Raw genomic sequence first — 24,996 nt, 5'->3', positions numbered from 1 at the left:
TCCCTGGAGTGCCCGGTGACCGGTGCCCGGTGGAGCGCGAGGTCAGCTGCGACGGTTGTTCTTGGCGTTCGGGTCCTGCGCCGCCTTGTTTACCGCAGCCTGGGCCCGCTTGATCCACTCCTTCGGCTGAATCCGCTTCGCCATCAGCTCATTGGACGCGTCCTGGATCGCCGTGTCCATTTCGCTGTACCAGTCGGGGTAAAGGTAGTTGAAGGTGTTGTCCCCCGCCGCCTTGAGCGCCCCTACGGCCGACTGGGTGCCCGGCCGCAGCTTCACGCTCGGGTCCACGCCGTCCTTGACCACGGTGAGCGAATTGGCCTGCTGGGCGAAGATGGTCGACCATTCGCGGGACAGCATCGAACGGATGAACTCCAGGCCGCCCGCCTTGTTGGCCGCCTTCTCCGGGACGATGAAGGGCTCGCCGGCGCCGGCCCGGATGGCCTCGAGGGGCAGCTTGCTGTCGGCCAGCAGCGGGACCGGCAGGAACTGCATGTCGAAGTCTTCCGGCGTCTGCTTGAGCTGCTCGTTCTCCAGCCAGGAGCCGGAGGGGATGAAGGCCGCCTTGTACTGGTTCCAGGCGGTCTGGGACTCCGTGTGGGTCAGTCCGTTGGTGCCCGGGAGCAGCAGATCCTTCTCGACGACCTCGTAGACGGCCTCGACGGCGGCGAGGGCCACCGCACTGCCCTCGAAGGCGTTCGGCTCCAGGTTGTCGATCGCCTTCACGGCGTCCAGACCGCCCTTCTTGGCGATCAGGTCCATGATGACGACGTTGATGTAGTAAGGGAACTTGCCCTGGTGCGCGAGGCCGCCGATGCCGGCCTCCTTGGCCTTCGTGCAGACGGCGAGGAACTCGTCCCAGGTCTTGGGGGCGGTCCAGCCCTTCTCCTTGAAGAGCTTGCCCGAGTACCAGAAGCCCCAGACGGTGTAGACGTAGTTGAGCGAGATGAACTTGCCGCCCTGCGTGCCCTGTTCGACGGTGCCCGCGATCAGCAGGTCACGGACCTTCTTGCTCGGGTCGTCGAGCGAGGGCGCGTCGAGCACCGGGGTGAGGTCGGCGAGCTGGTTGCTCTTGAAGAGCACGTCCAGCTTGATCCGCTGGGCGCCGGAGTTGTCGACGACATCCGGCGGGTTTCCGCCGTTGAAGCGCGTCTGGAGCTTTCCGGTGATCTCCTGGGTCCCGAGGTGGGAGCTGGTGGTGCCCCACTTCTTGTCGAAGGCGGCCTCCCAGGCCTTCGCGTAGTCGTCACCGAACCCGCCCTTGAAGACGACGACGTCCATCTTGCTGCCCTTCGAGACGCCGAAGGGGTTCTGCGCGCTCGTCGCGGCCTTGGACGGGCCGCTGGTGGATTCGCCGCCGCCGGACGCGCAGGCGGACAGGAAGCCCATCGTCGGCACGGTGATCAGGCCGAGTGCCGCAGAGCGCTTGATCAGATCACGGCGGCCGAGGCCCTCACCGGTGGATGCCATGCTCATGTCCTCGCCTTCGTCAGAAGTGTGAAGGACGCGGGAAATCACGGCAGTTGCCGTCCATGCGGACGACGCCGCAGTTCCCCGCTGTCCCCCGGGTCCGGGGCCGCTCCTACGAAGCGACCTGGACGGGCACAGGTATAGTCCACTTCCGCTCGCCTGAGCAAGATCGTGCACAAGGATGACCGCCAGCTTTTCCGAGTTGAGACCTGTCCGTCATCTGGCACCGCGTGACGAAAATGCGGAAGGGCCGTACCCCCGTGACGGGGATACGGCCCTATGGTGCCGATTCAGCGGAGAAGGGCTCCGCTTGGCGCGCCCTTAACCCCGGATGAGGTTCCGCAGGACGTACTGCATGATGCCGCCGTTGCGGTAGTAGTCCGCCTCGCCCGGCGTGTCGATGCGCACGACCGCGTCGAACTCCACACCGGTGTCGGTGGTGACCTTGACCGTGCGCGGGGTGGTGCCGTTGTTCAGCTCCTCCACACCGGTGAACGCGAAGGTCTCCTCGCCGGTCAGGCCCAGGGAGGCCGCGGTGGCACCCTCCGGGAACTGCAGCGGCAGGACGCCCATGCCGATCAGGTTGGAGCGGTGGATGCGCTCGTAGGACTCGGCGATGACGGCCTTGACGCCGAGCAGCGCGGTGCCCTTGGCCGCCCAGTCGCGGGACGAGCCGGAGCCGTACTCCTTGCCCGCCAGGATGACCAGCGGGATGCCGGCGGCCTGGTAGTTCTGCGAGGCGTCGTAGATGAAGGAGACCGGCGCGCCCTCGACCGTGAAGTCGCGGGTGAAGCCGCCCTCGGTGCCCGCGGCGATCTGGTTGCGCAGGCGGATGTTGGCGAACGTACCGCGGATCATGACCTCGTGGTTGCCGCGGCGGGAACCGTACGAGTTGAAGTCGCGGCGCTCGACGCCGTGCTCGGTGAGGTACTTGCCGGCCGGGGTGTCGGCCTTGATCGCACCGGCCGGGGAGATGTGGTCGGTGGTGACCGAGTCGCCCAGCTTCGCCAGCACACGGGCGCCGGCGATGTCGGAGACCGGGGTGGTCTCCATCGTCATGCCCTCGAAGTAAGGGGGCTTGCGCACGTAGGTGGACTGCGGGTCCCACTCGAAGGTGTTGCCGGTCGGGATCGACAGCGCCTGCCACTGGGCGTCGCCCGCGAAGACGTCCTGGTAGGACTTGCTGAACATGTCCTCGCCGATCGCGTTCGCGACGACGTCGTTGACCTCGGCCTCGGAGGGCCAGATGTCCTTCAGGAAGACCGGGTTGCCCTCGGTGTCGATCCCGATGGCGTCCTTGGTGATGTCCACCTTCATGGAGCCCGCGATGGCGTACGCGACGACCAGCGGCGGGGAGGCCAGGTAGTTCATCTTGACGTCGGGGTTGATGCGGCCCTCGAAGTTGCGGTTGCCCGAGAGGACCGAGGTGACCGCCAGGTCGGCGTCGTTGATCGCCTTGGAGATCTCCTCCTCCAGCGGACCCGAGTTGCCGATGCAGGTGGTGCAGCCGTACCCGACGAGGTTGAAGCCCATCTTGTCGAGGTACGGGGTCAGGCCGGCCTTGTCGAAGTAGTCGGTGACGACCTTCGAGCCCGGGGCCAGGGTGGTCTTGACCCACGGCTTGCGGGCGAGGCCCTTCTCCACGGCCTTCTTCGCCACGAGGGCGGCCGCGACCATGACGTAGGGGTTCGAGGTGTTGGTGCACGAGGTGATCGCGGCGACGGTGACGGCGCCGTGGTCGATCTCGAAGGAGGTGCCGTCGGCCAGGGTCACCGCGGTGGGCTTGGTGGGCACACCGTTGGAGGACGCCGGGGCGTCGGACGCCGGGAAGGACTCCTTGCCGGCCTCCTCGTCGTCGGAGACGTAGTTGCGTACGTCGACGGCGAACTGCTCGGCGGCGTTGGCGAGGACGATGCGGTCCTGCGGGCGCTTCGGGCCGGCGATGGAGGGGACGACCGTGGAGAGGTCGAGCTCCAGCTTCTCGGAGAAGTCGGGCTCGGCGGCCGGGTCCAGCCACAGGCCCTGGGCCTTGGCGTACGCCTCGACGAGCGCGACCTGCTGGGCGTCGCGGCCGGTCAGGCGCAGGTACTTCAGGGTCTCGTCGTCGATCGGGAAGACCGCGGCGGTGGAGCCGAACTCCGGAGACATGTTGCCGATGGTGGCGCGGTTCGCCAGCGAGGTGGCGGCGACGCCCTCACCGTAGAACTCGACGAACTTGCCGACGACGCCGTGCTTGCGGAGCATCTCGGTGATGGTCAGCACGAGGTCGGTGGCGGTGGTGCCGGCCGGCAGCTCGCCGGTCAGCTTGAAGCCCACGACGCGCGGGATCAGCATGGAGACCGGCTGGCCGAGCATCGCGGCCTCGGCCTCGATGCCGCCGACGCCCCAGCCCAGCACGCCGAGGCCGTTGACCATGGTGGTGTGCGAGTCGGTGCCGACGAGGGTGTCGGGGTACGCCTGGCCGTTACGGACCATGACCGTGCGGGCCAGGTGCTCGATGTTGACCTGGTGGACGATGCCGGTGCCCGGGGGGACGACCTTGAAGTCGTCGAAGGCGGTCTGGCCCCAGCGCAGGAACTGGTAGCGCTCCTTGTTGCGGCCGTACTCCAGCTCGACGTTCTGCGCGAAGGCGTCCGGCGTGCCGAACTTGTCGGCGATGACGGAGTGGTCGATGACCATCTCGGCGGGCGAGAGCGGGTTGATCTTCGCCGGGTCGCCGCCGAGGGCCTTGACGGCCTCGCGCATGGTGGCGAGGTCCACCACGCAGGGAACGCCGGTGAAGTCCTGCATGATCACGCGGGCCGGCGTGAACTGGATCTCCTCGCTGGGCTGGGCCTGCGAGTCCCAGGAGCCGAGCGACCGGATGTGGGCGGCGGTGATGTTCGCGCCGTCCTCGGTACGGAGCAGGTTCTCCAGCAGGACCTTCAGGCTGTAGGGAAGGCGGGCGGAGCCCTCGACCTTGTCCAGCTTGAAGATCTCGTACGACTCGTCGCCCACCTGCAGCGTGCTGCGGGCGTCGAAGCTGTTCGCCGACACGACAGTCTCCTTCATGCATGAATTCGCGCGTATAACCGCAATCCTGCCGCCACGCCCCTTGGCCAATCCGCTAAGGTAGGGCTAAGTTAGGTAACCCTTACCAGCGGGGGCGGCTGCGGTACGCCTTCGGCAGATATCTCGATGTCGAGATAACTCTAGTACATGTCCGGGGGGAGGGACGAGGCGCGCACCCGCAGTCCTGCCGGGACCGTCAGCTGACCAGTCGATTCCGCATGCCCGGATTCGATCAGGTTGACCAGGACAGACACCGCAGAGGCGGCGATCCGCTCCGGATTCAGGGTGACGGTGGTCACGGCCGGTTCGGTCTCCGCGTACGCCGGATCCTCGCTGGCGCAGACCAGCAGCAGCCGGAGACCGTGGCGCTCGGCGGCGGCCAGCACCTGGCGGCCCCCCGGGTCGTACACGCAGTACACGGCGTCGGGCCGGTCCGCTCCGGCCAACGCGGGGTCGAAGGCGTGCCCGGCCGTGTCGTCCGGGTCGAAGGGGACCAGGAGCGGGGCCAGGCCGCGCTCCGCGCACCACTGTTCGTAGGCCGCGGTGACGGCCCCGGTGTAGAACTCGCGGCCGTAGCCCGAATGCAGTGCGATCCGCCGGGCGCCGGACGCCGCGAGATGGTCGAGCACCTCGCGGGTGGCGGCGGTGTGGTCGTTGTCCACCCAAACGTCCCCCGGCCAGGGGTCGGGCGGCCGCCCGTCGAAGACCACCGGCATGCCCCGCGCCCGCAGGGCCCTCAGCACCGGGTCGCCGGCCGGGCTGTCGAGCAGCAGCATCCCGTCCACGGCGAGCGTGTGCCACAGCGGCTCGGCGCCGCGGTCGGCGGGCAGGGTGGTCAGGGCGTACCCGTGCGCGTGCGCGGCCGAGGTCGCCGCGGTGAGCCAGTGGGAGAAGTAGGCGATCCCCGCGAAGTCCCAGGCGTCGCCGGCGTACGTGGTCACCGCGAGGCCGAGGCTGCGGGTGCGCGGGCCGCGGCGCGCTCCGTAGCCGAGCGCGCCCGCCACCTCGCGGACCCGTCTGCGGGTCGAACCCCCGAGGCGGCCGGTGCCGTTGAGCGCGTGCGAGACGGTCGCGGTGGAGACCTCGGCGGCGCGTGCGATGTCGGCGAGGGTCGGGCCGGGCGGGGGCGTGGGGCCCGGTGCGAGTGCCGGGCCGGACGGGAGGCCCGGTGCGGGTGTCGGGCCGGGCGCGGGTGGGTGCTCTGGCACGCGGCCATCGTACGGATTTCGTCGACGGAGGCGGCTTCTGGTTAAGCGGTTAATCAAACAGTGTCCTGGCCACACCAACGTTTGGAGTGAGCATGACGTCTTCTCCTCTTTCCCGCCGGGGCCTCCTCGCGGCCGCCGGGGTCGCCGGCGTCGCCGGGGCGGCTGGCCTGCTGGGAGCCGCTCCGGCCGCCGCCTCCCCGGCAGCCTCGGCCTCCCCCGCCACCGCCGGGCGGGGGTCGGCTGCCCTGGTGGTCCACAACGCCTCGGTGTTCACCGGGACCGGCGGCCGGGCACCCGTCGAGGCCGTCGCGGTCGGCCGGGACGGCAGGATCCTGGCCACCGGCACCGACGCGGCGGTACGCCGGCACGTGGGCCGGGACACCGAGGTCGTCGACGCCCGCCGCAGCACGGTGATGAGCGGCATCCACGACGGCCACGTCCACCCGCTCGGCGCGGGCGAACGCTCGCTGTCCCCCTCGCTGGGCGGCGCGGAGACCACCCCGGCCGAGCTCCAGGAGATCCTGACCGGCTTCCTCGCCGACACGGGCGGCGCGGGCGCGGAGCCCAACCGCTGGCTGGTGGTCGAGGACTGGAACCCGGTCGGACTGCTCCCCGTGGGCACCCACCCGCACCACGCGGTGCTGGACGCGCTCCCGACCCGGCGCCCGATCGCCCTCGTCGGCGGCGACGGGCACAACCTGTGGGCCAATCAGCGGGCCCTGGACATCGCCGGGATCACGGCGGCCACGCCCGACCCGGTCGGCGGCAAGGTGGTGAAGGGTGCGGACGGCCGGCCGACGGGCGTCCTCAAGGACGACGCCCAGGGCCTGGTGCGGCGGCACATACCGGAACCCACCCGGGCCGAGCTGGTCGCGGCGTGCGCGAAGGTGCTGGAGCTGGCGGCCGCCTCCGGGGTCACGACGATGATGGACGCGCTGGTGGGACGGCACGAGCTGGAGCTGTACCAGGCCCTCTCGGCGGCGGGGAAGCTGCCGCAGCGGATCGTGCCGGCCATCCGGCTGGAGGCGGAGCAGACCAGGGACCCGGCGGGCGCGCTGGCGTACGCGCGGGGCCTGCGGCGGGAGTTCGAGGGGGTGCGGGGGCTCCGGTTCGGGATGATCAAGGTCTTCCTGGACGGGGTCATCGAGTACCCGGCGCAGACGGCCGCGCTGCTGGCGCCGTACCTCGACGGGAACGGCGGGCCGACCGGCAACCGGGGCGAGCTCTACACCTCGGCGGCGGACTACGGCCGGCTCGCCGCAGCCTTCAACGGGGCGGGCTGGCAGATGCACGCCCACGGACTCGGCGACCGTGCGGTGCGCACCGCTCTGGACGGATACGCGTACGCCAAGCGGGTGACGGGCCGACGGGACGCCCGCAACGCCGTGGCGCACCTGCAGCTCGTGGACCCGGCGGACCTGCGGCGCTTCGCGCAGCTGGGGGTCACTGCGTGCATGCAGCTCCAGTGGGCGGCGAAGGACACCTGGACGATGGAGGCGCTGCTTCCGTACATCGGCCCCGAGCGGCACCGGTGGATGTACCCGGCGCGGAGCCTGGAGAAGGCGGGGGCGCGGCTGTCGGGCGGCTCCGACTGGCCGGTGGACGCCCTCCAGGTGTGGAACCAGCTGCGGACGGCGATCGACCGGCAGGGCGCCTTCGGGGCGGGCCCGCTGTACCGCGAACTGGAGGGGCTCGGCCGGGACACGGTGCTGCGGATGCACACCTCGGGCACCGCGTGGCAGCTGCGCCAGGAGGGGCTGACGGGCACGGTGGAGCAGGGCAGGGCGGCGGACCTGGTGGTGCTGGACCGGGACGTGACGCGCTGCCCGGTGGCGGACATCAGCGGGACGGGGGTACGGATGACCCTGGTCGGCGGCCGGGTGGTGCACGACGCGGATTCGGCGTCGGGGAAAGCCGCGTCGGCGCGGGTGGCCGGCGCCGCCTCCGGCCCGCGCCCGGCCTCGTACGCGACGGTGCACGCCGGGGGGCGCCACCACGCCTGCAAGCACTGAGCGGGGCGCCGCTGCCGGGGCCGGACCGCTGCGGCCGGGGTCGGCCTGGCCTGCTGCGGCCGGCAGTGGCCTGCCGCGCCCGGGTCAGCCTGCTGCGAGGCCGTGCCGGGCGGCCCAGGCGTTGACGGCGGCGGCGATCTCCTCGGGCCGGTCCTCGGGGCAGAGGTGGGCGGCCGGGCCGCAGTACTCGGTTTCCAGCGCCGAGACGTTCTCCTCGCACCAGGCGACCGTTCCGGGGTCGGTCATGAGCGCCGGCGAGCCGTCGAAGGTGAGCAGCAGCTTGGGCACCTGCGGGCTGTCTGCCAGCCAGGCGTCGTACTTCTCCACGACGGCGTGCACGTCCGCCGGATCGCCGTCGATCGGCAGCGAACGGGCCCAGCGCAGCATGGGCAGCCGGCTCTCGCGGGTCGGGTAGGGGGCGGCGTAGACCGCGTGGTCATCCTCGCTCATCGGGTTCAGGACCGTCTGCTTGATGCTGTCCTCGATGAAGATGTTCCGGTCCAGGACCATCTCCTCCCCGACGCCCGGCGTGCGGAGGGCCTCGAACCGGACCCGCGCGGCGGGCGGGTACTGCTCCCAGCTCAGCGGCCGCACGATCGTCTCCATGAAGGCGATGCCGCGGATCCGCCCGGGGTGCCGGGCGGCCCGGTCGAAGGCGAGTGCGCCGCCCCAGTCCTGACCGACCAGCACCACCTCGTCGAGGCCGAGGGCGTCGAACCACGCGTCCAGGTAGCGGGCGTGGTCCTCGAAGCGGTACTCCCCGCCCGGCTTTCCGGAGCGGCCCATGCCGATGAGGTCGGGGGCCAGGACGCGGACCCCTCCCTCGATGCGGGGCAGGACGCCGCGCCAGAGGTGGGAGGAGGTCGGGTTGCCGTGCAGGAAGACGAAGGGCACACCGTGGGTGCCCGCGCCGCGGTCCTCGTAGTACATGGTCGAGTCGAGCACGTCGATCGTGGCCATGGAGACCCTTTCCGAATATCGTTCGGGCATCTAACGTTAGTGACACCAACGAAACTATATCGTTAGTGGCACTAACGCAATGAGTACCATCGCCCCATGACCACGGAAGAGAACGGAACCCTCGTCCCCGCACGGCTGCGCGAGCTGCCCAGCCGACTGCTCGGACAGGCCTCCACCCACGCGCAGCGACTCGTAACCGAGGGACTGAGTGGGGCAGATGCCCGCAAATGGCACTATGCAGCCCTGGTCGCCCTGGAGGAATCCGGCCCGGCGAGTCAGGCCGGCCTGAGCGCCCGCACCGGCATCCACCGCAGCGACCTGGTCGCCGTCATCAACGAACTCGCCGCACGCGAACTGGTCGAACGGACCCCCGACCCCGAGGACCGCAGGCGCAACGTCATCACGGTCACGGCGCTCGGCAGGCGCCGGCTGCGCACCCTGGAGCAGATCCTCGACGCGGCCCAGGACGAGCTCCTGGCGCCGCTGTCCGCCCAGGAGCGGCAGCAGCTGGTGCGCCTGCTGGGCCGGATCGTCGAGCATCACGCCCACGGAGACCCCGCCATGGAGCCCGGAGACCGGTAACACCCTCTCAAATCACCCATTTGCCACACCTGACGCGGGAGTCATCTCATATCTGAGATAGCGTGCCCCCATGGCAGACGACTACCTCGTACGCATCGGCAAGCTCATCCGTGACGCCCGGCAGCACCGGGGCTGGACACAGAGTCAGCTCGCGGACGCCCTCGGCACCAGCCAGAGCGCCGTGAACCGGATCGAGCGCGGCAACCAGAACATCAGCCTTGAGATGATCGCCCGGATCGGCGAAGCGCTCGACAGCGAAATCGTCTCCCTCGGCTACGCCGGCCCGATGCACCTGCGCGTGGTCGGCGGCCGCCGCCTGTCGGGAGCCATCGACGTCAAGACGAGCAAGAACGCGTGCGTCGCGCTGCTTTGCGCCTCACTGCTCAACAAGGGCCGTACGGTACTGCGGCGGGTGGCCCGCATCGAGGAGGTCTACCGCCTCCTGGAGGTCCTCAACTCCATCGGCGTGCGCACCCGTTGGATCAACGACGGCGTGGACCTGGAGCTGATCCCGCCCGCCCGCCTCGACATGGAGGCCATGGACGCGGACGCGGCCCGCCGGACCCGGAGCATCATCATGTTCCTGGGTCCGCTGCTGCACCGGATGGAGACCTTCCGTCTGCCCTACGCGGGCGGCTGCGACCTCGGCACCCGCACCATCGAGCCGCACATGATCGCCCTGCGCCGCTTCGGCCTGGACATCACCGCGACCGAGGGCATCTACCACGCGAAGGTCGCCCCCGGAATCTCCCCGGACCGCCCGATCGTGCTGACCGAGCGCGGGGACACCGTCACCGAGAACGCGCTGCTGGCCGCCGCCCGGCACGACGGCGTCACCGTCATCCGCAACGCCTCCTCCAACTACATGGTCCAGGACCTGTGCTTCTTCCTGGAGGCGCTGGGCGTCCGGGTCGACGGCGTCGGCACCACGACGCTCACCGTGCACGGCGTGCCGAGCATCGACGTGGACGTGGACTACTCCCCCTCCGAGGACCCGGTCGAGGCGATGAGCCTGCTCGCCGCCGCGGTCGTCACGGAGTCGGAGCTCACCATCCGCCGGGTGCCGATCGAGTTCATGGAGATCGAGCTCGCGGTCCTGGAGGAGATGGGCCTGGACCACGACCGCTCGCCGGAGTACAACGCGGACAACGGCCGCACCCGCCTGGTCGACCTCACGGTCCGCCCCTCGAAGCTCGAAGCCCCGATCGACAAGATCCACCCCATGCCGTTCCCCGGACTGAACATCGACAACGTCCCGTTCTTCGCGGCCATCGCCGCCGTGGCCCAGGGCCAGACCCTGATCCACGACTGGGTCTACGACAACCGGGCCATCTACCTGACGGACCTGAACCGCCTGGGCGGCCGCCTCCAGCTCCTGGACCCCCACCGCGTCCTGGTCGAGGGCCCCACCCGCTGGCGCGCGGCAGAAATGATGTGCCCCCCGGCCCTGCGCCCGGCCGTGGTCGTCCTCCTGGCGATGATGGCGGCGGAGGGCACCTCGGTCCTGCGCAACGTCTACGTGATCAACCGCGGCTACGAGGAACTGGCCGAGCGCCTCAACTCGGTGGGCGCCCAGATCGAGATCTTCCGCGACATCTAAGTCCGCCGCAGCCCGGACCGACCCCGCCTTCCCGGGCCGCCCGTGGGCCGTCTCCGGCGCCTCCGCCCCTGCGGAGACACCGAAGACGGCCCTCCGCGCACACGCCCGCGCGATAGGCATGCGGTGCGCATGCGCACGCCGGGTGAGCCCCGAGGCACCGTGACCGCCCCAACAGGAGCCTTGACGCTCTCTCGTACGCCCAACAGCTCGGAACGCGTAGAAGTGCCGAAATCCGTGCTTCCGCGCTCGTGTTGACGTACTCGCGATGGCGAAGGCCATCGAATCGCGCAGCGGTACGGCACGGAACTCCCCGCCGTTCGGGGAGGCGAACACTCGCCGCACCCCTGATCATCGTCACCCGGCGCACGAGTTGCACGACGCTCCCGAGAAATACATCCTCGCCCCCTGCCACGCCCCGCCCCGCCCCGCCGCATGATTCGCTTTCCGCCCCAGCTTGCTGCCGCTCCTGCCAGGCGACCTGCACCTGACTGACGCTTGGGCGGGCGATGTTGGCAGACCTCCCCACAGCTGCACCTACAACTGCCGGGCAGCCGGCCCTGGACGGTGCGGGGCTCCCGCGTCCCCCGCCGGCCGTCTCTGATCTCCGCCCCAGCTCGCTCATGAATCCATACCTCTAGCGCTTCAGCCTTCCTGCAGGTAGCAGGCATGATCGCGGGAAATCAAGGCCCACGACACCGAACGGGACGACGAATTTCCTTGGTGACTCAGCCCACACGCTGCGTGTGTTTTAGGTGGCCGAGACCTTCGAAGTGGCACGGAGTCCCTGCGCCGGACACAGAAGACCCCAGGTCGGATGAATGATCGTCAATGTCCGCACATGACATGGAAGTTGAGTGGCACCGAGTACCTTGACCGTCAACCGCGGTGGCCGAACAACGGCGTCGCGCGGCACCGGTAATCTAAGTCGCCAACCGCTCCCCGGGGCCGAGCACGGTCGTGGGTTTCCCCGCGGGGTCCGCGAAAGTCGTGGGTCCAGAAAGGGGGCGGCCCGATGGCGCCACAGTCAAAGGGGCACCACAGCAGTAAGGCGGACAAGGTCTACAGCCGGGTCCGCTGGCTCGGACCGATCTACACGGTCTACAAGATCGTGAAGGAGTTCCTGAGCCAGTAAGGGAAAAGCCCCGACCTGGCGGTCGGGGCCCCTCACTGCAATGTGGTGTTTGCCGAGGGCCTCATCTCCGCTGCTGCCAGGCGACGGGAGGTGGGGCCTTCACCCTTCCCGGAACGGCAACGCTCGTAACGCAGGTAGAGCAGCGGGAAGTGTGACGTGAGTCACCAACGCTTCAGTCGGCGGTCCCATCTTGCCTTGCATGCGAGGTCGATAGCGACACCGACAAGGATGTCGATCACTCGGGCAGACACTCTCCATGCGGGGCCGAACCAGCAAACGGCCTGTTCAACGAGCTCGCATCCATGCGAACGTGACGCTTGTCACATCAAATGAGTGACGCAGTGCACACACTTTCGAAACCGAATGATGTCGGTTTGTGCATATCAGAATGTGGACACCCGCCAGGTTGGCTGTCAGCGGCGCAGGATACATGCACTCACCGACAATGACCTGTTGCAGCCAGCGGCGCGCGTCCCAGATTCGGGCACAGCGACGCCGGGCGCACACCAGCGATTCACCATAGGCGGCTCTGGGCTCCATCCGACAGATGTTTCCGCGGGTGCCAGGCAGGATGACGCTCACGAGATGGGATTCCCAAGGGTTTTGCGGGCCTGTCCGCCCTGTCGCGGGCGATGCGCCGAATGCGGCGCTGCGACACGTGACGCCCGTGCCGCAGCCACTGGAAACCACTGGCTCTCCTTGACGCTGCGTGTGAGTTCCAGCGAGGTGTCGGCGAGAGATAAGGGCGACGCAGCGGTGGCGGCCTCAATCCAGAGGCAGGCGAGGCCGGTTCGCGAAGACCGGCGTACCCGACTGCCGGGCGTCTCGGTATGCGACCGGACCCGGTGGTGGTGTGGGCTGCGGTTCAGTCCAGGCCAGGAGGCGCCTCCGGCGGGGGCGCACCAAGCACCCGGAAACACAGGGACCCTCGTCTCCCCGCCGGAAGGGACCGTGCACGGCGGATCGGCGTCCATGTTGTGCGGTCGCTTTGTCGTGGCATCTCATTTCTTTTCAACAACCGGTTCCGGATTCAACTTTCTGGGTATCTTGGCGCCCCTCAAGGCATCCTCGGCACCCGGGAGTTCCCTATGACCATGCTGTCCGGCGGCAGGCGCTTCGGCGGCGCCCTTGCCGTTGTCGCCGCCGTTCTGTCGCTCGTCGCCTGCGATCCGGCCGCGCCGGCCGCCGGTACCCCGAGCGTCGGCGTCACGGCCACCGCCGGCGCCAGTCCCTCGGTCGCGCCGACCGGTCCCAGTCCCAGTCCGAGCGCCAGCGTCCCGCCCACCACGGCCGCGCCGACTTCTGCGGCCCCTGCCGTCGAGCGCACCACCAAGGCACCGGAAGCCGCCAAGCCCGCGCCGCCGGCTCCCACCCGCACCCGTACCCAGGCGCCCGCACCCGCGCCCACCAAGGCGGCCGCCGACTGCTATCCCCTCTCCAACGCCGGCAACTGCTACAAGGCCGGGCAGATATGCCGGAAGGCCGATGTCGGCACGTCCGGGCGCGACGCAGGAGGACGTACGATCCACTGCCGCAAGGACAGCAGCGTCGGTCAGCGCTGGGGCTACTGACCTCCCCGGGCCTACGCGGCCTGCGGGGTGAAGGGGTACAGCGCGTCCTTGCCCGGCTCGACGAGTCCGTAGGAGCTCTCCGGGACCTGGTTCCAGGCCCCCGGCAGGTCACCGAGGGGTTCCGACACGACCAGGCGGGTTTCGTCGGAGACTTCCTGGAGGAACGCCATGTCCGGGTGCAGCTTGCGCAGGGCGTCCACGCGGCTGCTGTAGAACAGCGACCTCGACGCGCCCTGGCTGGAGTAGCGGAAGGCCCACAGGCGTTCGCCGTCGCTGATGGCGAGCGTCATCTGGAGCGGGTACTCCACACCGTGCTCGTGGCCGACGCGCTCCACCACGCCCGCCATCCGGGCCACCGCGCCGGGCGGGTCCTCCTCCAGGCCCAGGGTGAGCGCCAGGTGGAACATCACCTCGGAGTCCGTCGTTCCCTCGACGTACGGGTACAGCTCGGGGTCGATGAGCAGCGTGAGGTCCCGCCGCATGCGGTGGAACTCGGCTATCGACCCGTTGTGCATGAACATCCAGCGGCCGTGCCGGAAGGGGTGACAGTTCGTCTGCTGCACCGCCGTACCCGTCGACGCCCGGATGTGGGCGAAGAACAGCGGGGAGCGGACGTGGTCCGAGATCTCCCGCAGGTTCCGGTTGTTCCAGGCGGGACCGATCTCCCGCAGGATCGCCGGGGAGCCCGTCTCCTCCTCCGTGTACCACCCGACGCCGAACCCGTCGCCATTGGTCGTCTCCACACCCAGCTTGGAGTGCAGGCTCTGGTCGATCAGCGAGTGGGCCGGTCTGTAGAGGATGGTTTCGAGCAGCAGGGGTGTTCCCGAATACGCGAGCCATCGACACATGAGCGATCACCTCGGGGTGCGACGCACGGAAAGCCTTTCCATTGTGGCTTCACCCCTCACTGATCGCCACGCAGGCGGGAAGAACGTGATCAGGCCACTCTGCGGCCCGATCCGGCTGCCGTCCTCGCCATATGCGGCGCCGGCACGGCAGAATCGGGCCTCCGTAGGACGAAGGGGCGGCCATGGCAGTGGGAACGAACTCCGGCGCGGACACGGGGACGGAGGTGCCCGGGCTGACCGGGGTGCCGTTGCTCGGGTCGCTGTTCGACCTGAAGTCCGACTCCCTCGGCACCTATCTGCGGGCCCAGCACCAGCACGGTGACCTGGTACGGATCTCGGCCGGCCCGCCCGGGATGCGGGCCGAGCTGTACTGCGTCTTCTCCCCCGCGGGCGCCCAGCAGGTGCTCGCCACCGACGCCGCCCGCTTCCGCAAGGACAACCGCTTCTACCAGGAGGTCCGGGAGTCCTTCGGCAACGGGCTGCTGACCAGTCAGGACGAGGACTACCTGCGCCAGCGGCGGCTCGTGCAGCCGCTGTTCACCCGGCGCCGGGTGGACGGTTACGCCGAGGCGATCGCCGCCGAGACCGCATCGGTCATCAGCGCTTGGGGCGAGGCCGTCGACGGTGTCGTCGACGTCTCGGACGAGATGATGCACCTCGCCCTGCGTGCCGTGGCCCGCATCCTCTTCGGCACCGATGTCGAGGCCACCGCCGATGTCGTGGCCGAATGCTTTCCGGTCATCACCGACTACGTGCTGCGCCGCGGCTACTCCCCCGCCAACATCCCGCGCCATTGGCCCACCCCCGGCAACCGGCGGGCGGCCGCCGCGATGGACGAGCTCTACGGGGTGTGCGACAGGATCATCGCGGAGCGTCGGCGCGCCGGGACCGGGACGGAGGCGGAGGCGGAGTCCGGAGCCGGAGCCGCCGGTGAGGACCTGCTGACGCTGCTCGCCGCCGCCAGGAGTTCGGACGACGGGGAGTTCGACGCCTCCGAGCTGCGCGACCAGGTGCTGATCTTCCTGCTCGCCGGGCACGAGACGACCGCCACCTCCCTCTGCTTCGCCCTGCACCTGCTGGCCCGCCATCCCGAGCAGCAGGACCGGGCCCGCGAGGAGATTTCCCGCGTGCTGGGCGACCGTACGCCCGGGGCCGCCGACCTGGAGCGGCTGCCGTACCTCACCCAGGTCCTCAAGGAGGCCATGCGGCTCTATCCGGCCGCGCCGGTCATCGGCCGCAAGGCCGTCGCCACCACCCGGATCGGGGAGCACACCATCCCCGCGGGCGCGGACGTGATCCTGGCGCCCTGGGTGACGCACCGCCACCCCGCCCACTGGCCGGACCCGGACCGCTTCGACCCCGAGCGCTTCTCACCCGAGGCGGAGGCGGGGCGTCCGCGGTACGCGTGGTTCCCCTTCGGCGGGGGACCGCGCGCCTGCATCGGGCAGCACTTCTCGATGCTGGAGTCGGTGATCGCGCTGGCGATGATCCTGCGGGCGTACGAGTTCGAAGCCGTGGACACCGAGATCCCGGTCGGCGCGGGGATCACCCTGCGGACGAACGGTCCGGCGCGGTGCCGGATCCGCCGCTCGGACGGGTAGCGGCCGGGCGTCCGGTCATGACGAACGGACGACGGAGACGGTTCCGGGCGGATTGTCCGTGGATATTGGGGTGCGGGCGGTCCGGAACCGGTCGTAGGGTCGGTCCACGTGGAACCACTCACCGAGAAACAGATCCGCTCGTCGTTCGTGAACAGCACCAAGGGCGAGGCGGCGCGGCTGCGGCTGCCCCTCGACTTCGCCGAACTGCCCTGGCAGGAGCTCGACTTCCTGGGGTGGGTGGACCCGGGCGCGCCCCTGCGGGCCCATCTGGTGCTGCCCCGGGAGGGCGGACCGCTGGGGATCTCGCTGCGCGTACCGGCCCTCGGCCGCACCAGCGCGGTGAAGTCCAGCCTGTGCCAGATCTGCCTCACGGGTCACGCCTCCTCCGGGGTCACCCTGCTGGCAGCCCCGCTGGCGGGGGCCCGCGGCCGTGAGGGCAACACGGTCGGCACGTACATCTGCGCGGACCTCGCCTGCCCCCTCTACGTACGCGGCAAGCGGCAGCCGAAGCTGCGCGCCGGGCGGTACGAGGAGTCCCTCACGCTGGACGAGCGGCTCGCCCGCATGACGGACAACCTGGACGCCTTCGCGGCCCGCGTCACCGACACCGCGGCGTGACCCGCCGGCCCACCCAGGGGGCTGCCGTTGCCGCTCCCGTCGCCGCTGCCGCTACCGCTGCCGTCGCCGCCCGCGCCGTCAGCTGTGGTCGGCCGCCGGTGTGTGGTTGCCCTTGAGACGTTCCAGGTCCGAGGGGCGGACCTGGATGACGAACAGTGCGATCAGCGCCCCGACCAGCGTGAACAGTGCGGCCACGACGAAGGCCGAGCTTATGCCCGAGGTGAGGACCTGGTCGCTCCACGGCTTCGGGAGCTGCCCGGTGCGCTGGAAGAAGGCCTTCTGCACCGGGCCGGCCGTGCTGAGGAACTCCGGTATCTGCTCCTTGGCCTCGTTGCGGCTGGCCGTGCCGTAAACGGTCACCAGGATCGACAGGCCCAGTGAGCCGCCCACCTGCTGCATCGTGTTCAGCAGGCCGGACGCCGCGCCCGACTCCCGGTCGGTGACGTTGGACAGGGCCATCAGCGTCAGCGAGACGAACTGCAGGCCCATGCCCAGGGCGAAGAGCAGCATCGGGCCCAGGATGCTGCCGAGGTACGTCGAGTCGACGTCGGTCTGCGTCAGCCAGGCGAGGCCGGCCGCCGAGGACAGCGCGCCGGTGACCATGAAGGGCTTGGGGCCGAACTTCGGCAGCAGTTTCGCCGTGATCGCGGCGCCCACGGCGATCACGGCACTGACCGGCAGGAAGGCGAGGCCGGCCTGGATCGGGCTGAAGCCCAGCACGATCTGCACGAAGAGGGTCAGGAAGAAGAACATGCCGAAGATCGCGCAGGCGAGCATGAGCATGATGCCGTAGGTCCCGGCCCGGTTGCGGTCGGCGAACATGTGCAGCGGGGTGATCGGTTGCGGCGAGCGCCGTTCGTTGAGGATGAAGAGGGTCAGCAGGACCACGGCGGCGCCGAAGGATCCGAGGGTGACCGGGTCGCCCCAGCCCTCCTGGGATGCCCGGATGAAGCCGTAGACGAGCGAGACCATGCCCAGGGTGGACAGCAGCGCGCCGGCGAAGTCGAAGTGGCCCGGGTGGCGTTCGGACTCGCGCAGGACCTTCGTGGCGAGGACCGCGATCACGATGGCGATGGGGACGTTGACGAAGAGCACCCAGCGCCAGTCGAGCCATTCGACGAGGATGCCGCCCGCGAGGAGTCCGATGGCGCCGCCGGCGGCCGAGACCCCGGCGAACACGCCGAACGCCCGGTTGCGGGCGGGTCCCTCGCGGAAGGTGGTGGTGATCAGGGCGAGGGAGGTGGGCGAGGCGATGGCGCCGCCGACGCCCTGGAGGGCGCGTGCGGCCATCAACTGGCCTTCGTTCTGGGCGAGTCCGCCGAGGAGGGAGGCCAGTCCGAAGAGCAGGACACCGAAGATGAAGACGCGTTTGCGGCCGAGGATGTCGCCGGTGCGGCCGCCGAGGAGCAGCAGGCCGCCGAAGGCCAGCGTGTAGGCGTTGACGACCCAGGAAAGGCTCTCCGTCGAGAAGTCGAGAGCGGTCTGGATGTGCGGCAGCGCGATGTTCACGATCGTGATGTCGAGAACCACCATGAGTTGGCAGGAGGCGATGACGAACAGGGCGAGTCCGCTGCCGCTTGCCCGGACCTTGCCGTCGGTCCCGTTGTTGCCAGGCGATGCGTTCGGGTCCACCTTTTCGACGCTAAGCCCGTGCCCCAGGGGTCACCACTCGAACAGCCTAGTGGGGGTGACATTTCACATGTCACACTACGATCATGGATGACTTCCTCAGGCTCTCCGCGAGCACGGCCCGCTTCACCCACGGCGCCCCGCGCGCGTTCTCCTTCGGGGACGACGGCCGGCTGCTCTGGTTCCTCCGCTCGACCGGCCCCACCGACGCCTTCGACAGCCTCTGGGTGCTCGACACCGCCACCGGCGCCGAGACCCGGCTCGCCGATCCCCGCGAACTGTGCCCCGAGCCTGGGTCCCTGCCGGTCGCCGAGCGCCGGCTCCGCGAGCGGACCCGGCTCGTCGCCGCCGGAATCGGCTCGTACGCCCTCTCCGGCGACGGACTGCACGCCGTCTTCGCCCTGTACGGGCGGCTCTTCGAGGTCACCGCCGGCAAAGCCGGAACGCCCGAGGAGATCCCGGCCGCCGGTCCCGCCCTGGACCCGCGGCCGAACGCCGACGGCTCGCGCACCGCATACGTCGCCGACGACGTCCTGTACGTCGCCCCGGGCGGCCGGGTCAGCCCCGACGACGGGGCCCGCTGGGGCCTCGCCGAGTTCGCCGCCGCCGAGGAGCTGGGCCGCACCCGGGGCCACTGGTGGTCCCCCGACGGGGTCACCCTGCTGGCCGCCCGCGTCGACGAATCCGCCCTCCAGCGGCGCTGGTTCGCCGACCCGGCACACCCCGAGCTCCCCGCCGAGGACTTCGCGTACCCCGAGGCCGGCGGGCCCAACGCCGACGTCCAGCTGTGGGTGCTCGGCGAGGGCGGATCCCGGACACGGCTCGACTGGGACGCCGGGGCCTTCCCGTACGTGAGCGACGCGGGCTGGGAGTCCGCCACCGAGATCCTGCTCACCGTCCAGGACCGGCTCCAGCGATGCGTCCTGCTGCTCTCCGCCGACCCGGCCACCGGCCGCACCACCGAACTGTCCCGCACCACCCACCCGCAGTGGGTGGACCCGCTGGTCCCCGGCACTCCGGCCCGCCTCGCCGACGGGCGGATGCTCACCGCCGCCGACACCCCGGGCGGCGCCGCCCGCGCCCTCGCGGTGGACGGCGAGCTGCTCACCGGCGACGGGATCCAGGTCCGCTGCGTGGCCGGGGTCCACGAGGGCCGGCTGCTGATCGAGGCGGGCCTGCGCGACCCGTCCGAGCAGCAGGTGCTGCTGCTGGACCCGGCCACCGGTGAGCTGACCCCGCTCGCCGACGGGCCCGGGGTGCACACCGTGTCCGCGGCGGCCGGGACCCTGCTGCTGACCTCGGCCGGGCCCGACGGGGTACGCCGCACCGTACGCACCCCCGACGGGCGGGAGCTGTCCCCCGCCGACCTGTCCGAGCCACTGCCCTACCGGGTGGACGCGATCCTGGAGCGGGTCACCGAACACGGCGTCCCCACCGCCCTCGTACTGCCCCGCGACCACGTCCCCGGCCGGCGGCTACCGGTCCTGGTCGACGGCTACGGCGGCCCCGGCGCGCAGGACATCACCGCCGATCCGCGCCGCCGCCAGCACCGCCAGTGGTGGGCCGACCAGGGCTTCGCGGTGGTGACCGTCGACAACCGCGGCACCCCGTACGTCTCCCCCGCCCACACCCACGCCATGTACCGCGGCTTCTCCGAGGTCACCCTCGACGACCAGGTCGCGGCCCTCCACGCGCTCGCCGCCCGCCACACCGACCTCGACCTCGGCCGGGTCGGGGTGCGCGGCTGGTCGTACGGCGGCTACCTCGCGGCCATGGCCGTACTGCGCCGCCCGGACGTCTTCCACGCGGCGGCGGCCGGGGCCGCGCCGACCGACTTCCGGCACTACGACACCGCGTACACCGAGCGGTACCTGGGCCTCCCGCAGGATCACCCGGAGGTCTACGAGCGGGACTCCCTCGTCCCCGACGCCCCGAAGCTCTCCCGCCCCCTGCTGCTGATCACGGGCCTCGCCGACGACAACGTCCACCCGTCGCACACCCTGCGCCTCTCGCAGGCGCTGACGGACGCGGGCCGCCCGCACCAGCTCCTGGCGCTGCCCGGCGTCACGCACATGACCCCGGGCGGCACCCGGGAGAAGCTGATGGCCCTGGAACTGGAGTTCTTCCGCCGCGAACTGGCCTAGGCCGTCTCGGCCCTGACCGCCCCGCCGGCGGGGCGGTCAGGGCTGCGGGGCGAACACGATGCGCACCAGGGCGATGACGACCAGCACCGCCACCGGTGCGTACCACCAACGCCGCAGCCGGCCCGTGTTCACACCGGCCGCCGTCCCCGCAAGGGCCACCAGCTCCACCACCAGCCCGAGCCCCGCCATCAGCCGCGCGGTGCCCGTCACCGTACGATCCCAGGGTCCTTCGGACTCAGTGAGCAGCGCACCGAGGACGAAGAAGCCCGCAGCGGTGTGCAGCAGCAGCAGGAGGACCGCCGCTACGACTGTCACCAACGGACCGCCCCGGATGCTCCTCGGTATCTGCTCGGTCATGCGGCGCGCGCCTCGTTTCCTCGATGTCGTGGACCGAATGCCGAATGCCCTTGGCGGCGCCCGGAGTCACAGCCGGGGCAGGGCCGGCCCGGTGTCATCCATGCGGACGAGCCTACGCGGCGGCGCCCCGGGGACGTCTTTGTCCCCGGGGCGCCGCTTCCTCCCGTGGGTCCCGTCAGTTCCCCGGGAAGTGACAGGCCACCTCGCGGGAGGCGGCAAGACGCAGGAGCGGGCGCTCCGTGCGGCAGAGCTGCTGGGCCTTGGGGCAGCGCGGGTGGAAGGTGCAGCCCGGGGGTGGAGCGGCCGGGCTCGGCGGGTCGCCGAGCAGCACGATCCGCTCCCGCCGCCGTTCCGCCGCCGGGTCGGGCAGCGGGACGGCGGACAACAGCGCCCGGGTGTACGGGTGCTGCGGGTCCTCGTAGAGGGACTTCTTGTCCCCGATCTCGACGATCCTGCCGAGGTACATGACGGCGACCCGGTCGCTGACCCGTTTGACCACCGACAGGTCGTGGGCGATGAACACGTAGGCGAGGCCGAGTTCGGCCCGCAGCCGTTCCATCAGGTTGACGATCTGGGCCTGGACGGAGACGTCCAGCGCGGAGACCGGCTCGTCGGCGACGATCAGCCGGGGGCTGGTGGACAGCGAGCGGGCGATGCCGATGCGCTGGGCCTGGCCCCCGGAGAACTCGTGCGGGTAGCGGTCGATGTGTTCGGGGATCAGTCCGACGAGCTCCATCAGCTCGGCGGCCCGCCGGCGGGCATCGCCCGCGCTCCAGCCCTGCACCAGCAGCGGGTCGGAGATGATCCGGGCCACGGTCTGGCGGGGGTTGAGAGAGGAGTGGGGGTCCTGGAAGACCATCTGGATGTGCTTGCGCAGCGGGCGCATCGCGGACGGGGAGAGGCGGCTGATGTCCTTGCCCTCGAAGGCGACCCGGCCCGACGTGGGCTCCAGCAGCCGCACGAGCATCCGGCCGGTGGTGGACTTGCCGCACCCCGACTCCCCGACCAGGCCGAGGGTCTGCCCGGCCGCCAGGTCGAAGGACACCCCGTCGACGGCGCGCACGGGCGCCCCCCGGCGCCCGGTCACGGATCGCCGGCCGGGGAAGGTCATGGTCAGGTCCTGTACGGACAGCAGGGGCGTTGCGGTCTCGGTCATCGGGCCGCCTCCTGGGCGGTGCGGTCCCCGGCGAAGTGGCAGGCCACGGTCCGCGCGGGTCCGTCCCCGTACGCCGCCGGTTCGGGCCGTACGTCGGTGCAGCGCGCGGCCGCCCTCGGGCAGCGCGGGGCGAAGGCGCAGCCGGGGGCGGGCGTGAGCAGGGAGGGCGGCGAGCCGGGGATGAAGGGCAGGGGGACGTCGTCGGCGGTGTCCAGGCGGGGCAGCGAGTCGAGCAGGCCCCGGGTGTAGGGGTGGGCGGGGTCGGCGAACAGCTCGTCGGCCGGTGCGTGTTCGGCGGCCCGGCCGCCGTACATGACGAGCACCTCGTGGGCGACGCGGGCGACGACACCCAGGTCGTGGGTGATCATCACGACGCCGAGTCCGCGCTCCTGCTGGAGCCGGGCGATCAGCTCGAGGATCTGCGCCTGCACGGTGACGTCCAGGGCGGTGGTCGGCTCGTCGGCGATCAGCAGGTCAGGCTCGCAGGCCAGCGCCATGGCGATCATCGCGCGCTGGCGCATGCCGCCGGAGAACTGGTGCGGGTACTCCCCCGCGCGACGGGCCGGTTCCGGGATGCCGACCTCGCCGAGCATGTCGACGGCGCGCCTGCGGGCTGCGGCCCGGCCGGCCTTGAAGTGCACCCGGAAGTGCTCGGCGATCTGCTCGCCGACCGTGTAGTAGGGGTGCAGGCTGGAGAGCGGGTCCTGGAAGATCATCGCCATCCGGCGGCCGCGGACCTTGGACAGCTCGCGCTCCGGGAGCCCGGTCAGCTCGCGTCCGGCCAGCGCCACGGAGCCGCTGACCTCGACCGGGCCCCGGTGCAGTCCCATGACGGCGAGCGAGGTGACGGACTTGCCGGAGCCGGACTCGCCGACGATGCCGAGGGTGCGTCCGGCCTCGACGGTGAAGCCGATCGAGTCGACGGCCCGTACGGCCCCGCGCCCGGTGGTGAACGTGACGCGCAGATCTCGTACTTCGAGGAGCGGAGCGGCGGTGTCGGCTGCCATCAGTACCTCACTCTCGGGTCGATGACGGCGTACAGGAGGTCGACGAGGAGGTTGGCGACGACGATGAAGAAGGCGGCGAGCAGGGTGACGCCGAGGACCACGGGCTGGTCGGAGTTGACCAGGGCGCCGTAGAACAGCCGCCCGATGCCCGGGAGTCCGAAGATGGACTCGGTGATGACGGCTCCGGCGAGCAGCCCGCCGAGGTCCATGCCGAAGATGGTCAGGATCGGGGTCATGCCGGAGCGGAGCCCGTGTTTGACGACGACCGTGCGCTCGGGCATGCCCTTGGCACGGGCGGTGCGGATGTACGGCTCGGCCATCGCCTCGATCATCGAGCCGCGGCTCTGGCGCGCGTACATGGCGGCGTAGAGCAGGGCGAGCGCGATCCAGGGCAGGGCCAGGTTCGAGGCCCAGGCGAGCGGATTGTCGGTGAAGGCCTGGTAGGTGGGGTAGGGCAGGAGACCGGCGATGCGGATGACCCCGTAGATGAGCATCACGGAGGTGAAGTACACGGGCAGGGAGGCGGCGGCGACGGCGCCGACCATCAGGGCCTTGTCGGTGGCGGTGTCCTTGCGCAGGGCGGCGGTGACCCCGGCGCCGAGGCCGAGGACCAGCCAGAGCGCGGCGGCGCCGAAGGCGAGGGAGGCGGAGACCGGGAGCCGGTCCGTCAGGAGGTCCCAGACGGGCAGCGAGTTCTCGTAGCTGTAGCCCAGGCACGGGAAGTCGCAGTCGACGGCGTACTGGCCGGTGCCGAGGGTGCGGCCGGTGAAGATGCCGGTGAGGAAGTCGGTGAACTGGCGCCACAGGGGCTGGTCGAGGCCGAGGTACGCCCGTACGTCGGCCAGGCGTTCGGCGCTGCAGGTCTTGCCGCAGGCGGCCGCGGCCGGGTCGGAGGGCAGGACGTAGAAGATGAGGAAGGTGACGGCGGCGATGGCGAGGAGCACGCCGGCGAGGGCGAGCAGCCGGCGGGCGAGGTAGAGGATCAACTGCGGCCGCCCCTCGGGTCGAGGATGTCGCGCAGGGCGTCGCCGAGCAGGGTGAAGGCGAGCACGGCGAGGAAGAGGAAGACGCTGGGGATGACGAAGTACATGGGGTCGGTCTCGTAGTAGGCCACGGACTCGGCGATCATCTGGCCCCAGGAGGGGGTGGGCGGGCGGACGCCGACGCCGAGGTAGCTGAGGGCGGCCTCGGTGCTGATCATTCCGGGGATCAGCAGGGTGGTGTAGGCGATGACGGGGCCCGAGACGCCCGGGAGGATGTCGCGGGTCAGGATCCGCCAGGGCCCGGAACCGCCCACGCGGGCGGCGTCGACGTACTCGCGGTGCTTGAGGGAGAGGGTCTGGCCGCGGACCACGCGGGCGACGCCGGGCCAGCCGAACACTCCGATGACGGTGGTCATGAGGACGATCCGGTTGACGTCCTTGGCCACGGACAGCATCGCGATCATGAAGATCAGCGAGGGGAAGGACATGGTCAGGTCCATGAGCCGGGACAGGGCCGCGTCGGTGCGGCCGCCGAAGTAGCCGGCGGCGATCCCGGCGGCGGTGCCGGCGACCACGACGATGGCGGTGGCGGCGAAGGCGATCAGGAGGGAGACCTGCGCGCCGTGGATCACCCGGGCGTACAGGTCGCGGCCGGTGACGGGTTCGACGCCGAGCCAGTGCTCGGAGCTGATCCCGCCGAGGGCGCCGAGCGGCTGGCCCCCGAGGTAGGGGTCGATGGCGGTCTTGTCGAACTCGTTCGGGGACCAGCCGCCGAGGGCGCCCAGCCAGGGGGCGGTCACGGCCATGAGGACGAAGAGCAGGACGACGCCGAGGCTGACGCGGACGGCGGGGCGGCGGCGGAGTTCCCGCCGGGCGAGCTGCCAGGGGCTGCTGCCGGGCGCTGCCGCGGGCCGGACCGTGGCGGCTTCGGGGGCTGAGGCCGTGCCGGGGGCAGGGGCTGCGCCGGGGGCTGGTGCGCCGCTGCCCGGGGCCCGTGCGGCATCAGTGGCCGGGGTGCCGTCGGGGCTAAGGGGTGCCCGGTCGTCCGGGACCGGTGCGGTGGTGGTCAT

At 70.7% G+C, this 24,996-nt stretch carries 18 protein-coding genes; 7 read left to right on the top strand and 11 right to left on the bottom strand.

All coding sequences use genetic code 11. The features are described 5' to 3' along the window. Positions 1–42 precede the first annotated feature (42 nt). The 3 genes from ngcE to OG444_RS29080 form a co-directional block, all read right to left on the bottom strand. Entirely contained in the window at positions 43–1,473 is a 1,431-nt protein-coding gene (gene ngcE / locus OG444_RS29090) for an N-acetylglucosamine/diacetylchitobiose ABC transporter substrate-binding protein (RefSeq protein ID WP_327264959.1), read from the bottom strand. A 315-nt stretch (positions 1,474–1,788) separates the two neighbouring features. Next, positions 1,789–4,518 (bottom strand): aconitate hydratase AcnA, encoded by a 2,730-nt coding sequence (gene acnA, locus OG444_RS29085; protein ID WP_327264958.1) that lies wholly within the window; start codon positions 4,516–4,518, stop codon positions 1,789–1,791. Between the two features lie 140 nt (positions 4,519–4,658). Further along, entirely contained in the window at positions 4,659–5,726 is a 1,068-nt protein-coding gene (locus OG444_RS29080) for a LacI family DNA-binding transcriptional regulator (RefSeq protein ID WP_327264957.1), read from the bottom strand. Positions 5,727–5,818: 92 nt separating this feature from the next. Here OG444_RS29080 and OG444_RS29075 point away from each other — a divergent pair, with 92 nt between their 5' ends. Continuing rightward, a complete protein-coding gene (locus OG444_RS29075) occupies positions 5,819–7,738 on the top strand; it encodes an amidohydrolase (protein ID WP_327264956.1) in 1,920 nt (639 codons plus the stop codon). A gap of 84 nt (positions 7,739–7,822) precedes the next feature. On the opposite strand, the gene OG444_RS29070 is transcribed toward OG444_RS29075, so the two are convergent. Continuing rightward, on the bottom strand, positions 7,823–8,698 hold the full coding sequence (locus tag OG444_RS29070; protein WP_327264955.1) for a haloalkane dehalogenase: 876 nt from the start codon (positions 8,696–8,698) through the stop codon (positions 7,823–7,825). Positions 8,699–8,794: 96 nt separating this feature from the next. Between OG444_RS29070 and OG444_RS29065 the strand changes: the two genes are divergently transcribed. The 3 genes from OG444_RS29065 (at position 8,795) to OG444_RS29055 (ending at position 13,583) form a co-directional block, all read left to right on the top strand. Continuing rightward, entirely contained in the window at positions 8,795–9,280 is a 486-nt protein-coding gene (locus OG444_RS29065; RefSeq protein ID WP_327264954.1) for a MarR family winged helix-turn-helix transcriptional regulator, read from the top strand. A 70-nt stretch (positions 9,281–9,350) separates the two neighbouring features. Then, positions 9,351–10,880 (top strand): helix-turn-helix domain-containing protein, encoded by a 1,530-nt coding sequence (locus OG444_RS29060; protein ID WP_327264953.1) that lies wholly within the window; start codon positions 9,351–9,353, stop codon positions 10,878–10,880. Between the two features lie 2,220 nt (positions 10,881–13,100). Then, positions 13,101–13,583 carry a hypothetical protein gene (locus OG444_RS29055; RefSeq protein ID WP_327264952.1) on the top strand — a complete coding sequence of 161 codons (483 nt, stop codon included), beginning with the start codon at positions 13,101–13,103 and terminating at the stop codon, positions 13,581–13,583. 11 nt (positions 13,584–13,594) lie between these two features. Here OG444_RS29055 and OG444_RS29050 read toward each other — a convergent pair whose 3' ends face one another. Continuing rightward, positions 13,595–14,431: a class II glutamine amidotransferase gene (locus OG444_RS29050; RefSeq protein ID WP_327264951.1), complete on the bottom strand. Its 837-nt coding sequence runs from the start codon at positions 14,429–14,431 to the stop codon at positions 13,595–13,597. A 182-nt stretch (positions 14,432–14,613) separates the two neighbouring features. Here OG444_RS29050 and OG444_RS29045 point away from each other — a divergent pair, with 182 nt between their 5' ends. Both OG444_RS29045 and OG444_RS29040 read left to right on the top strand, forming a co-directional pair. Beyond that, the gene (locus OG444_RS29045) at positions 14,614–16,032 is read left to right on the top strand and encodes a cytochrome P450 (protein WP_327264950.1); all 1,419 of its coding nucleotides are present in this window, start codon (positions 14,614–14,616) and stop codon (positions 16,030–16,032) included. A gap of 108 nt (positions 16,033–16,140) precedes the next feature. Further along, positions 16,141–16,650 carry an FBP domain-containing protein gene (locus OG444_RS29040; RefSeq protein WP_327264949.1) on the top strand — a complete coding sequence of 170 codons (510 nt, stop codon included), beginning with the start codon at positions 16,141–16,143 and terminating at the stop codon, positions 16,648–16,650. A 78-nt stretch (positions 16,651–16,728) separates the two neighbouring features. Here the strand turns inward: OG444_RS29040 and OG444_RS29035 are convergent, their stop codons facing one another. Next, positions 16,729–18,282 carry an MFS transporter gene (locus tag OG444_RS29035; RefSeq protein WP_327264948.1) on the bottom strand — a complete coding sequence of 518 codons (1,554 nt, stop codon included), beginning with the start codon at positions 18,280–18,282 and terminating at the stop codon, positions 16,729–16,731. An 83-nt stretch (positions 18,283–18,365) separates the two neighbouring features. Here OG444_RS29035 and OG444_RS29030 point away from each other — a divergent pair, with 83 nt between their 5' ends. After that, the gene (locus OG444_RS29030) at positions 18,366–20,423 is read left to right on the top strand and encodes a S9 family peptidase (RefSeq protein WP_327264947.1); all 2,058 of its coding nucleotides are present in this window, start codon (positions 18,366–18,368) and stop codon (positions 20,421–20,423) included. Between the two features lie 36 nt (positions 20,424–20,459). Here OG444_RS29030 and OG444_RS29025 read toward each other — a convergent pair whose 3' ends face one another. The 5 genes from OG444_RS29025 to OG444_RS29005 form a co-directional block, all read right to left on the bottom strand. Next, positions 20,460–20,780, bottom strand: a complete 321-nt coding sequence (locus OG444_RS29025; RefSeq protein WP_327264946.1) for a hypothetical protein — start codon at positions 20,778–20,780, stop codon at positions 20,460–20,462. 175 nt (positions 20,781–20,955) lie between these two features. Further along, positions 20,956–21,936: an ABC transporter ATP-binding protein gene (locus tag OG444_RS29020; protein ID WP_327264945.1), complete on the bottom strand. Its 981-nt coding sequence runs from the start codon at positions 21,934–21,936 to the stop codon at positions 20,956–20,958. After that, complete coding sequence (locus OG444_RS29015) at positions 21,933–22,943, bottom strand: ABC transporter ATP-binding protein (protein ID WP_327264944.1); 1,011 nt, start codon at positions 22,941–22,943, stop codon at positions 21,933–21,935. The genes OG444_RS29020 and OG444_RS29015 overlap by 4 nt, the downstream gene beginning before the upstream one ends. Continuing rightward, positions 22,943–23,929, bottom strand: a complete 987-nt coding sequence (locus tag OG444_RS29010) for an ABC transporter permease (protein WP_327264943.1) — start codon at positions 23,927–23,929, stop codon at positions 22,943–22,945. Before OG444_RS29010 ends, OG444_RS29015 begins: the two co-directional genes overlap by 1 nt. Further along, on the bottom strand, positions 23,926–24,996 hold the full coding sequence (locus OG444_RS29005) for an ABC transporter permease (protein ID WP_327264942.1): 1,071 nt from the start codon (positions 24,994–24,996) through the stop codon (positions 23,926–23,928). The genes OG444_RS29010 and OG444_RS29005 overlap by 4 nt, the downstream gene beginning before the upstream one ends.

The organism is Streptomyces sp. NBC_01232 (assembly GCF_035989885.1).
In the GTDB taxonomy this organism is placed as follows: Bacteria; Actinomycetota; Actinomycetes; order Streptomycetales; family Streptomycetaceae; genus Streptomyces.
Note: the sequence above shows the minus strand (reverse complement) of the source record. Positions and strands in the feature narration are given on the sequence as shown.